Annotated in this window: 10 protein-coding genes; 5 read left to right on the forward strand and 5 right to left on the reverse strand. The window is 59.6% G+C overall.

Features of this window, described 5'->3' with window-relative positions; genetic code table 11:
• Positions 1-600 (forward strand): hypothetical protein, encoded by a 600-nt coding sequence (locus tag U1A53_RS02575; protein WP_322278796.1) that lies wholly within the window; start codon positions 1-3, stop codon positions 598-600.
• 2 nt (positions 601-602) lie between these two features.
• On the opposite strand, the gene U1A53_RS02580 is transcribed toward U1A53_RS02575, so the two are convergent.
• The 3 genes from U1A53_RS02580 to U1A53_RS02590 form a co-directional block, all read right to left on the reverse strand.
• Positions 603-1,886: a hypothetical protein gene (locus U1A53_RS02580; protein WP_322278797.1), complete on the reverse strand. Its 1,284-nt coding sequence runs from the start codon at positions 1,884-1,886 to the stop codon at positions 603-605.
• Positions 1,887-1,914: 28 nt separating this feature from the next.
• Complete coding sequence (locus U1A53_RS02585) at positions 1,915-3,870, reverse strand: alpha-1,4-glucan--maltose-1-phosphate maltosyltransferase (protein ID WP_322278798.1); 1,956 nt, start codon at positions 3,868-3,870, stop codon at positions 1,915-1,917.
• 66 nt (positions 3,871-3,936) lie between these two features.
• Positions 3,937-4,851 (reverse strand): sugar phosphate isomerase/epimerase family protein, encoded by a 915-nt coding sequence (locus U1A53_RS02590; protein WP_322278799.1) that lies wholly within the window; start codon positions 4,849-4,851, stop codon positions 3,937-3,939.
• 51 nt (positions 4,852-4,902) lie between these two features.
• On the opposite strand from U1A53_RS02590, the gene U1A53_RS02595 reads away from it, so the two are divergent.
• Positions 4,903-6,099 carry an alpha/beta hydrolase gene (locus U1A53_RS02595; RefSeq protein WP_322278800.1) on the forward strand — a complete coding sequence of 399 codons (1,197 nt, stop codon included), beginning with the start codon at positions 4,903-4,905 and terminating at the stop codon, positions 6,097-6,099.
• A gap of 22 nt (positions 6,100-6,121) precedes the next feature.
• Here U1A53_RS02595 and fabF read toward each other — a convergent pair whose 3' ends face one another.
• Positions 6,122-7,378, reverse strand: coding sequence for a beta-ketoacyl-ACP synthase II (gene fabF / locus U1A53_RS02600; protein ID WP_322278801.1), 1,257 nt, complete (start codon positions 7,376-7,378; stop codon positions 6,122-6,124).
• A 123-nt stretch (positions 7,379-7,501) separates the two neighbouring features.
• Between fabF and U1A53_RS02605 the strand changes: the two genes are divergently transcribed.
• On the forward strand, positions 7,502-8,146 hold the full coding sequence (locus U1A53_RS02605) for an outer membrane lipoprotein carrier protein LolA (RefSeq protein WP_322278802.1): 645 nt from the start codon (positions 7,502-7,504) through the stop codon (positions 8,144-8,146).
• Here U1A53_RS02605 and U1A53_RS02610 read toward each other — a convergent pair.
• Positions 8,140-9,024, reverse strand: a complete 885-nt coding sequence (locus U1A53_RS02610) for a farnesyl diphosphate synthase (protein WP_322278803.1) — start codon at positions 9,022-9,024, stop codon at positions 8,140-8,142. The two genes, U1A53_RS02605 and U1A53_RS02610, sit on opposite strands and share 7 nt — an antisense overlap.
• A gap of 144 nt (positions 9,025-9,168) precedes the next feature.
• Here U1A53_RS02610 and secG point away from each other — a divergent pair, with 144 nt between their 5' ends.
• A complete protein-coding gene (secG, locus tag U1A53_RS02615; RefSeq protein WP_322278804.1) occupies positions 9,169-9,702 on the forward strand; it encodes a preprotein translocase subunit SecG in 534 nt (177 codons plus the stop codon).
• Positions 9,703-9,813: 111 nt separating this feature from the next.
• Positions 9,814-11,766, forward strand: a complete 1,953-nt coding sequence (locus U1A53_RS02620; protein WP_322278805.1) for a hypothetical protein — start codon at positions 9,814-9,816, stop codon at positions 11,764-11,766.
• Positions 11,767-11,909 lie beyond the last annotated feature (143 nt).

The following is an 11,909-nucleotide window of genomic DNA, read 5'->3' on the forward strand; positions in this document are numbered from 1 at the left end:
ATGCCGGTCCAACGTCTCTGGCTTCAAGTCGCCGCCTTCCTCGCCCTCGTCTGGGGTGCGGTGACTGTTGTCATGTGGGTCACTGAAGATTCCGTGTTCTCGCCGGAAAAGACGCTCACAATGATGGAGACGGCCCCGTGGCTTGAAGACGAAGACCTCGGCCACGAGCAGCGCCAGCAGCATCTCGACAAAGTCATCACCTCCGTCATCAAGCTCGACTTCAACCAGCGCAGCACCCTGCGCGAGGATGGCTTGGAGACCATGGATCGCTTCTTCAAGTCGCTTACCGACGAGGAAAAGGGCGAATACATCAGCCGCACCGTCGAAGAAAACTTCAAGGCCGTCATGAAGGGCATCGAAAAGCTGCCTCCCGAGGAGCGTCGCCGCATCATCGGCGGCATCCATCGTGAGATGAAGAAGAAAGCCTCCAACAATCCGGAAATGCAGCTCCTGCTCGATCAAGACGCCGCCGGCTTCGAAAAAACCTTTACCAAGGACATGGGCGCCTTCTTCAAGGAAGCCCCGCTCTCAATGAAGCTGGAAATGGCTCCGATGCTCGAAGGCATGCAGGCCCGCATGCAGGGCATGCGGATGCGCTGAGATTACTTTTTCCAGCCCATCGGCTGCGTCCACGCGGTCTCCGTCTGGCCCATGAACGACGGATTTGGATGAGGCTTCGATGACACAATCGACGCGCGGATGTACAACTCCTTGCCCGTCGCCTTCCAGGCGATCTCCGCGCCTTCCAATGTCGCCAGCGTCTTGCCCACGTCATCCGAGTAGAGTTTTCGCGTCGGATAGGTGTCGCCCGTGGGTGTCTGGACTTCTCTCGTGGCCGTGTCGTAGCCCTGCAAGGTGCCGCGAATCTCCGTGACGTATTTCACCCCTGGTTCCGCATGAATCCGAATGCGCAGCATGCCGTCGGTGAAGCTCACGTCATCCAGCACGACACCGGAAGACGCATAAAAGTCGCCAGCCTTCATCGCCTTCACAATCTCATCCGCATCCAGCTTCGCCGCCCGCACCATCACCCAGCCTCGCCCTGGGCTGCTTTCCTCGCCATGGTAGTGATGCGAGTCATCCGTGCCCACGCCATACAGCGGCGGCGCCTTGAACTGCGCGATGCGCAGCGTGTTGGCGATGTCCCACAGCTTCTCGTGTCCCACGCGCGTCTCATCTCCCAGCCAGTTGATGCCCGGATGGCCATTGTAGATCTCCCAGAAGTTTTCCTCCAGCACGGCGGCCATATCCTCCGCCGTGAAGGCCCAGCGGAAGTTGGGATGATTGATGTGCGTGAACATCGGCACGCCGAGGCGCTGCGATTGCTCGTTCACTAGCTTAAAATTGGCCCGCAGCACTTCCTGAATGCTGCCCAGATCTTTGATCGGCTTGATCTCCTCCCGCAGGTTCACCGCGTTCATGTGGACCGGCGCCTTGCCCAGTCCCGCGCTGATCTCCTCCGCCTGCACGATCAAAAACTTGCCCGGTTCCTCAAACTTGGGTCGGTATTCCTCGAGTTTCTTCAATCGCACCTCGGTCACGCCGTCCTTGTCACGTGTCGTCACCCATTCGTCGCCAAACCGGGCGCGATACTTGTCCATCGTGGTCTTTCCAAGCGCCTTGCGTCGCTTTTCCACTGCCGGAACACCCATCCACACCTCTTTCGCCTGAAGCACGTTGTGATCGGAGATCGCCAGGAAGTCGTAGCCCTTCTTCTTGTACCAATCCGTGATCATCTCCGGGAAGTCATTCCCGTCGCTCCACAGCGAATGCGTGTGCGTGTTGCCCTTGTACCATTTCGGCTGCTGGGCATTGGCGGTGTGGAGGAGTCCGAGGACGAGAAGACAAAGCAGGATGTAGCGCATCCACTCGAAACGATGCGTCACTTCATGATCTTCCTGTCTTGTATCTGAATCACTGCTCCACCCGGAACACATGCATCGACACGCCGTTTGGATTGAGCGCGACGTAGTTGTTCGCACCACGCCATTCATAGCTTTGATTGTGCATGAGGTCGGTAACCTTGAAAGGGCGGCTGCTGTCGAGACCGAGGGCGGCGAGGTTGAGACGCACCATGCTCATCACGGACTGATGCGCATCATGGCTGATGATGCAGAGGATGCGGTTGCTGAAATCGGGCGTGGATTTGCTGTAGCAGATGATCTGGCCGTGGTCGGAGCCGTGGAAGCTGAGGTTGTCGTAGAGGTGCAGCGCAGGGTTGTCACGGCGGATGAGATTCAGCGTGCGGATGAAGGCGGTGAGATTGCCGGGCTTGTCGTAGTCGCGCTGTTTGAGTTCGTACTTCTCGCTGTTGTTGTACTCCTCCTTGCCGGGATACGGGTCGTTTTCACACAACTCGTAACCGGAATACAGGCCCCAGCTCGATGACAGCGTGGCGGCGAGCGCGGCGCGGATGCGGAACATCTGCGGGCAGGCGTTTTGCAGGTGTTCGGGCAGAATGTCCGGCGTGTTCGGCCAGAAATTCGCGCGGTAATACCAGCGCATGTCGCTCTGCGTGAGTTCAATGGCATACTCGGTAAGCGCATGGCAGTTCTCGCGCCAGGTGAAGTAGGTGTAGCTCTGCGTGAAGCCGACTTTCCCCAGCACCTGCATCATCTTCGGCTTCGTGAAGGCTTCGGCGAGGAACAGCACATCGGGATCTTTGCGCTGGATGGTGGCGATGAGCTCTTCCCAGAACGCGACGGGTTTGGTGTGCGGATTATCGACACGGAAGATTTTCACGCCGACATCGACCCAGTACTGCACCACGTCCGTCAGCTCTTTCCACAAATTGCGCCAGTCGTCGCAGTGGAAGTTGAGGGGGTAGATGTCTTGGTACTTTTTCGGCGGATTTTCCGCGTAGCGGATGCTGCCGTCGGGGCGCTGATAGAACCATTCGGGATGATCTTTGACGTAGGGATGGTCGGGCGAGCAGTTGAGGGCGAAGTCGAGCGCGATTTCCATGCCGCGTTTCTTCGCCTCCTTGATGAGCCAGACGAAGTCCTTCTCCGTTCCGAGTGCCGGCTCAATGGCGCGATGTCCACCCGCCGGACCGCCAATGGCCCACGGACTGCCCACATCGTCAGGCTTGGCTGTAAGCGTGTTATTTTTGCCTTTGCGGGCCGTGATGCCGATGGGATGGATCGGCGGAAAGTAGATCACATCGAAGCCCATGTGAGCCGCATGATCGAGACGTCCCAGGCAGTCGCGGAAGGTGGAATGCTTGTCTGCACGGCCTTCCGCGCCACGCGGGAAGAACTCGTACCACGCCGAGAATCGTGCGCGCTCACGTTCGACGATGACACCGAGCGCATCGGAGGTGGTGGACTGCGAGCGGTCGGGATACTGGTCCATCAGGCTCTGCATCTCGTCAGACAGCAGTACATCCATGATGTCTGTTGGTGCCACTGAGGTCAGCAGATCAGCGCAATCCTCAAGCTGAGTGGCTGCGGCAGGCACACCAGCGCCACGAGCACGTTTGCCTGCCTCGCGCAGCAGCCTTGCGCCTTCCTGCGCCTCGATAGGCGCATCGGGATCCTTGGCCTGCACCCGCACGGCAAAGGTTTTCTTCCACGAACGGAATGTGTCGCCCCAAGCTTCGACGACGTACTCCCAGCGCCCGGCTTTTTCAAAACGGCACAGGCCCTGCCAGCGGTCGTTCGACAGCGGCTTCATCGGCGCTTCAAACCAGCGTCGCGTGCCCGTCAGCCGCCAGCGCAGCACCGCGCTCATCACATCATGACCGTCTTTGAAAATGTCGCACCAGACATCCAGCGATTCGCCAATCACCCTCTTAACAGGATGGCGCCCGCCTTCGAGGCAGGGATAGAAGTTTTCGATGACGACGGTGGGAGCGTGAGAGGCAGACATGACCCCGCATGAATAGCCGCAAAACGCCGCAAGAAACGAAAAAAATCCAGACTTATGCGTCTCCGCTTAACCCAACAAAGGGCGCAGCATGACACAAATCTCCGGCACCTTAACGAACGGATCTTCTTTCGTCTCGAATTCGAGTGTGAACCAGCCCTGGTAGTTCGCGTCGCGCATGATCTGGATCACGCGCTTCACGTCGCTGGGCTCGGCTTCCTTCGCGCCTTCGCGTTTGATCTCCATTTTGAGCTGCACGTTGACGGCATAGGGCGCGATCTTCGCGAGGTCCGCATAGGGATCGGCGGTGTGGAAGTTGCCGCTGTCGAGATTGATGCCGGCCCAGGGGCTTTTTGCGGTCTGCACCATCTTGATGAGGTTGTCGGGCAAAGCGACGATGCCGCCGTGGTTTTCCAGGCCGAGGAAGACACCCTTCTTCGCTGCGTAATCAAGGCACTCCTGATAAGCCTCCTGGCAGTTCGCCACCGCCTCTTCTTCCGTGAGGTCTTTTGGCTTCGCTCCGGCGAAGACGCGAATGTGCGGTGCTCCCATGATCGCGGAGTAATCGATCCACTTCTTCGTGTAGGCGATCTGTTCGTTCAGCTTTTCGCCCTTTGGCAAAGCGAAGTTGTTGCCCACAGCAGTTCCGGCGAGCTGCACGCCACGTAGATAGGCGCGGCGCTTCACTTCGAGCAGGAAGGCTTCATCGACCTCGGGCGGAAAGAAGTAGCTCGTCACCTCGGCACCGGGAACACCGTTGTCGCCGCACCAATCGACGAAATCAAGAATGCTCCATGCGTTGCGGTCGCCCTTGGGCTTTTGCTCCTTGTCACGCATCCACTGGAAGTACTCGCGGAAGCTGTACGCGGCCACACCGAGCTGCATGCGGCTTTTGCCGGGACGCTTGATCGGCTCAATGGCAGGCAGGGTGGAAACGCTGAGAGCGCCGAGGCTGGTGGAAAGAAAATGACGACGAGTGATCATGGTGGATGAAAGAACGGGTTGGAATGACAGGATTAACAGAACTCCCAGCCCATGAACAAGCTTTCTCTTTTCACCGCCGCCCTCTTTTTCACCACCATCGCTCACGCCGAGCCTGCCAAAGTCCGCCTCTGGCCCGATGGCGCACCGGGTGCGAAAGGGAATGAGGACAAAGACCAGCCCTTCGTCTATGTCTGGCCTGCGGCGAAGGAGAAAGCGAATGGTGCGGCCTTTGTCGTGTGTCCTGGTGGCGGTTACGGTGGCCTGGCAGCCGATCATGAAGGCGTGCAGGTGGCGAAGTGGTTCAATGGCCTCGGTGTGTCCGCGTTCGTGCTGCATTATCGCCTTGGCAGTCAGGGTTACCACTTTCCAACACAGCTCATCGACGTGCAGCGTGCCATTCGCCATGTGCGGGCAAATGCGCAGCAGTACGGCATTGATCCGCAGCGCATCGGCATCATCGGTTTCTCCGCTGGGGGGCATCTCACCTCCATGGCGGCCACGATGTTCGATGAAAAGCCCGCTGGCATGACGAACGATGCCGTGGATCAAGTCAGCGCCCGTCCCGATGTCGCCGCGCCGACATATCCCGTGATCTCGATGATCGAGGGCTACGGCCACAAAGGCTCGCGCAAAAACTTGCTTGGCCCGAATGACACCGACGAACTCGCCAAGCACGTCAGCACTGAAACCCGCGTCACTGCCAACACCCCGCCGATTTTCATCTTCCAGACAGATGAAGACACCGCCGTGCCCGCCGAAAACGCTGTGAACTTCTACCTCGCCTGTCGCAAGAACAAAATCCCCGCCGAACTGCACATCTACCGTCCTGGTCCGCACGGTGTCGGCCTGTTTCTCGGCGATCCCGTCATCGGCAGTTGGAGCGGCCATCTGCGCGACTGGCTTCGCAATCAAGGTTTCCTCAAACCCGCCAAACGCACGGCGATCGACGGTAAAGTCACCGTGAACGGCAAACCCGTGAGCTGGGGCAGCGTGATCTTCACGCCCGAAGATTCCTCGGCACCCGTCGCCTGCGCTCGCGTGATGGGTGGCAAGTTCAAGCTCGATGAAAAAACCGGTCCCGTGCTAGGCAAAGTGAAACTCACCGTCAGCTACAGCGCCGCCGATATCCCCGGTCTCGAAACGGCCGATGGAACGGTGACTACGAAGGAACAGAAGCCCGGCGCAGGCGATTGGAACCTCGAAGTCGGCGAAAACGCGAAGAACCTGGAACTCCAGGTCTCGCGTTAACAGCCTTCGATAAAGCCAGTGATCAACCCTCGAACTTCTTGATCAGCAGCGCGGCGTTGTGGCCGCCGAAGCCGAAGGAGTTGCTCAGCACGGCGTTCACTTTCGCGGGACGTGCGGTGTTCGGCACGACGTCCACGTCCACTTCTGGATCGAGATTTTCGACATTGATCGTGGGTGGGACGATCTGGTCCTGGATGGCGTAGATGGAGGCGACGAGTTCGACACCACCGGCAGCACCGAGCAAGTGACCGGTCATCGACTTGGTGCCGGAGACGAGCAGGCCGTTGCCGCTCTTGGCGTAATCACCAAACACGCGCTTGATGGCACGCAGTTCGCACAAATCGCCGACCGGGGTCGAGGTGGCATGCGCGTTGATGTATTGCACGTCCGTCGTGTTCAGCTTGGCGTGGCGCAGGGCCATTTCCATGCACTTGGCAGCGCCGAGGCCTTCGGGATGCGGCGAGGTGAGGTGGTAGGCGTCCGCCGTGGTGCCGTAACCGGCCAGTTCGGCGTAAATCGTCGCGCCGCGCCTCCTGGCGTGCTCCAGCTCTTCGATCACGACGACGCCAGCGCCCTCGCCCATCACGAAACCGTCGCGGTCTTTGTCCCACGGACGGGAGGCACGCTCAGGCTCGTCATTACGCAAACTGAGAGCCTTCATGTTGGCAAATCCGGCCAGACCACAGGGCCGGATGGAGGCCTCGGCACCGCCGCAGATCATGGCGTCAGCATCGCCGAACTTAATCATGCGCCAGGCTTCACCGATGTTGTTGTTCGAGGTCGCGCAGGCGGTGACGATGGCCATGTTCGGGCCCATGAAGCCGTATTCCGCCGCGATCATGCCGCTGGCGATGTTCGAGATCATCATCGGGATGATGAACGGCGACACGCGGGAGGGTGATTTCGTCAGCAAGATCTCATACTGAGTCTCAAGGGTGCCAAGACCACCGATGCCGCTGCCGACCATGACGCCCACCCGATGTGGATCGAGGCTGTCGGGATTCAAACCAGCGTCCTTCGCGGCCATTTTCGAGGCCGCCATGGCGAACTGGAAGTAGCGGTCGGCACGGCGTGCGTCCTTGTGGTTGTTGAAGAACTTGGTGGGATCAAAGTCCACCACTTCGCCCGCGATCTTGCAGTCGTATTTTTCGGTGTCCATCGACTGGATGCGACGGATGCCGCTCTTGCCGGCGAGGAGGCTCTTCCAGAACTCTTCCTTGGTGTTGCCGTTCGGGGAGACGACTCCCATGCCGGTGATGACGACGCGACGCTCGTTCATTGTATGTGAATTGGTGGGTTGATTTGAAAGTTGAGAGAACACGGTTTGCACGGTGGGGCAAGGGGAAATCATGACCTCTGCGATGCTGTGCGCTTGAGAGTGGGGCGATTCTGGTGTCTGGCTATGAATGTGATACGCCCGCACCTCATTTTGGCGCTCCTTGTTTTACCGACGCTCACGGTTCTCGCGGCACCGGAGGCGGCGGTGATTCCGCCGGTGTTTCGCGACTGGATCGCTGCGCAAAAGGACAGCGGCAGCATCAAGGTGACCTTCCAGCAGACGCGCACCACGCCCGCACTCAAAGAACCCGTGAGCGCCAGCGGCCGCTTCTGGCGCATGGCCGACGGTCGTTTCCGTTGGGAGCTGGGATCACCTGCCACGACCATTCTCGTCTTCGACAAGGAAACGGTACGCCTCAAAGAGAATGCGTCCGCACCCTGGCAGACCTTGAAGCCGGATGACAGCCGCGTGCGCATGTGGATGAAATTTCTCAGCGGCCGCGAGATGGACGCCGAATCGCTCACGAAGAACTTCACACTCAAGATCACGCAGCAGGAGAAGACCTTCGTCACCGTCGCCATGATTCCGCGGCCGCTGCTCATCAAGAAATACCTCACCCAGCTCGACATGCAGATCGAACCCGGCGGCAAGCGTCTCCTCGGTTTTCGCATCGTGCAGGGCGATGGCTCCACGCTGCTGATGAACTTTGGTCCGCCGGAGAAAGCAGGAGCGGAAGTGGAGAATCTGTTTCGAGCTCAAGCTCAATAATCCCGGTTCAGCAGGTAATCCGAGAGCTGACGCAACCGTGTTGAGGCATCACCAAATACATCCAGGGCATGATGCGAAGCCTCGGTGAGGCGATGCGCTTCAACTCGAGAAGCCTCCAGACCCATCAGCGCCGGATAAGTGCTTTTTTCGGCCGCGATGTCCTTCCCGGCGCTCTTGCCAAGTTTTTCACTCGTCTGCGTCACATCGAGGATGTCGTCGATGATTTGAAAGGCCAGGCCCGTCGCCATGCCGAAATCATGCAGCGCCTGCATCTGTGTCGCGCTCGCGTTGGCGCTCATGGCACCGAGTTTCACACTGGTGGTGAGCAGCGCGGCCGTTTTGCCTTCATGAATGAAGCGCAGATCCTCCAGTGGCAGTTTTTTGCCCTCGCCTTCCAAATCCGCCACCTGTCCGCCCACGAGATGGAGACTGCCTGCGGTGCGAGCGAGTTCGAGCACCATCGACGCCGTGGTATGATTCGAAGTGGCGGGCGTTTTCGTCACCAGTTCAAACGCCAGCGCTTGCAGCGCATCTCCCGCGAGCAGCGCCATCGCCTCGCCATAGACCTTGTGGCAGGTCGGCACGCCACGGCGCATGTCATCGTCGTCCATGCAGGGCAGATCATCATGAATCAGCGAGTAGGTGTGCAGACACTCCGTCGCGCAGGCGTTGAAGATCGCATCATCCACCGAACCGCCACACGCTTCCGCCGCCGCAAGGCACAGGATTGGCCGCAGACGTTTGCCGCCGGCGAAAACACTGTGCCGCATCGCCTTGTGGAGCGTCACCGGCCGCGTTTCCGCGCTCGGGATGAAACGTTCGAGCGCCGCATCCACGAACTGGCAGCGCTGGGTCAGGTGTTCTTTGAGGTCGGACATGAACCGTGACACTTGGAGCCGCCCGGGCCGCGTTCAACCTCATTTCTAGCCCCTGGGGGTCGAGTCAGGCCAGTCAGGCATCTGGAACAGCCCGAACTACCCCTTGCCAAGCCGGGAAGTGCCCCCATATTCGCGCCCCTTTTTATGGACATCTTTATTGGCATTCTCACCGCAGTCGAAGTCATCGTCAGCCTTCTGCTCATCCTCGTCGTGCTCATGCAGCGCCCGCGTCAGGAAGGCCTCGGTGCCTCCTTCGGCGACGCCGCCGCCAGCCAGGTCTGGGGTGCGCAAACCACCAACGTGCTGCAAAAGTTCACGGTATATCTGGCCATCATCCTGTTCGGCCTCACATTGCTGCTCGCCGTCCTCGTCAGCCGCAACCAGAACGGCGGCAAGAGCGAAAAAATCTTCGGCGACGCCAAACCTGCCCCCGCTGCTCCTGTGGCAGTTACTCCCGCTGCTGAGCCTGCCAAAGCCGCCGAAACGCCGAAGACCGACGACAAGAAAGCCGCTGCTCCAGCCGCCACAACACCTGCCAAAGCTGCTGAACCTGCCAAGGCACCTGCCCCGGCCAAGTCCGAGCCCGCCAAGGCCCCCGAAGCTCCCAAGGCCGCTGCTCCAGCACCTGCCCCGACTGCAACGCCTGCACCTGCAGCTCCGGCCACGCAGCCGAAATGACGGAAAAGTAGTTTGGTGATTTTGCCCCGAGGACGGGGATGGACACATCGCGTCAACGCGGTGGAATATGGAGGAATGCCCGACGTTAACTCGGTTCCATTTCCCTGACCCATGAAACGCCGTACCTTCCTCAAGTCCGTTCCCGCCGTCGCCGCCGCAACGCAGATTCTGCCTGCGCAAAATGCCACGCCGCCGTTTGGGACTGAGTTTCCGATGCTGGATTCGCAAACCACGGGCCAATGGTGGAATCGTGCGGTGGCTGCGGCTCCGACAGCGAATCCGGACGCCAAAGGGAAAGCGAAGGGCAAAGGCAAGGCCAAGGGCAATCAGGGACCGATTGTGGATCTGAACGTGCCGCGTGACCAGGTCGTGTGCTTTGCCATCTACACGCATGATCGCGGCGTGTTGAAGGTTTCCGCGCAGTTGTTCCCCTTGAAGCCGGACGAGGCTCGCGAAGCTCGCTTGGAACTGAAACGTGACGGCGAATGGAAGGAAGTGGCGAAGGCGGAGGTGCATTATCCGGGCTGGGACGCGCATTTCCGCGTCGAGGACTGGGACAACACGCAAACCGTGCCTTACCGCGTGCGCCACGGTGAGAAGGCGATGTTTGCAGGCACGATTCGACGTGATCCCATCGACCAGGCCGAAATCGTCATCGCGAACATGTCCTGCAACTCCGCGCGCACGAAGGGCGGCAGGCCGGAGATCGTGCAGCATCTCATCGCGCAGAATCCCGATGTGCTCTTCTTCGCCGGTGATCAGACCTACCAGCACACCGAACACACGGCGGGATGGTTGGAGTTCGGTCTGCAATTTCGCGATGTGATGAAAGATCGCCCGACGATCTGCATTCCTGACGACCACGATGTGGGCCACGGCAATCTTTGGGGCGAGAACGGCAAGCGTTCGACTATTTCGGGCGATGCGGACGGCGGTTATCGCTATCCAGTCGAGTATGTGAACCAGGTGCAGCGTGCGCAATCCTGGCATTTGCCTGATCCGGTCGATCCTGCGCCGGTGGATCGCGGCATCACGGTGTACTTCACACGCATGCGCGTCGGCGGTGTCGATTTCGCGATTCTCGAGGATCGCAAATTCAAATCGGGACCGGCGGGAAAAATACCACAGATGGGACCGCGTCCCGATCACATCAACGACGAGAAGTACGATCCCAAAACCATCGACCTGCCAGGCCTGCAACTACTCGGTGAGCGCCAGATGAAGTTCCTCGGCCAGTGGACGCAGGATTGGACCGGTGCGGAGATGAAATGCGTGCTCTCCGCCACTGCCTTCTGCGGCGCGGTGCATCTGCATGGCAGCCCCGACAACCGCCTGCTCGCCGATCTCGACTGCAACGGCTGGCCGCAAACGGGTCGCAACGCAGCACTGCGCGAAATCCGCCGCGCACGCGCCACGCATCTCTGCGGCGACCAGCATCTCGCCGTCTCGATGAAGCATGGCATCGACGCGTTTGGCGACGGCCCCTACGGCTTCACCAGCCCGGCGCTCGTGAACACGATCTACGGCCGCTGGTGGCATCCAAAGGACGAGCAGCCCGGTGCGAATCCCGTCGCAGGCAGTCCGTTGCCATGGACCGGCGATTTCAAAGACGGCCTCGGCAATTTGATGTCCATCATCGCTTACGCGAATCCCGAGGATGTGCAGGATGAGAAAAAACGCGCCGACGGCTACGGCCTCGTGCGCTTCAACAAGAAGTCCAATCAAGTCACCTTCGAGTGCTGGCCGCGCTTCTCCGAAGGCAAACAATTCCCCGGCTGGCCGATCAACGTGAACAGCGATGACAACGATGGTCGCATCCCCGTCGCCTGGTTGCCAGACCTCGTGATTGAAGGCGCGGAACGTCCCGTGATCCAGGTCATCGCTGAATCGAATGGCGAAATCTTGTACACGATTCGCGCCCAAAGCAGCCGCTTCCAGCCGCCGGTGTATGCCGCAGGCTCCTTCACCGTAAAGATCGGCAAAGACAAGCCGGATGCGCAGACGCTCACCGGATTGAAAGCCGCATCGAAGGACAAGGCGGGATCGAAAACAATGAAGCTCTGAGCTTCATGTGCATTTCCGATAGTGCGCCGTGCGAAAACGGGCTTCACAGCACGCGTTGGTTCCGCTAGCATCCGATTTGCAATGCGATGCTGACAAACCAATCGCGCGCCTTTATGTTCTCTCATGCCGACAAAGCCAGACCC

Origin of the sequence: Prosthecobacter sp., from assembly GCF_034366625.1 — a bacterium.
Taxonomy (GTDB): domain Bacteria; phylum Verrucomicrobiota; class Verrucomicrobiia; order Verrucomicrobiales; family Verrucomicrobiaceae; genus Prosthecobacter.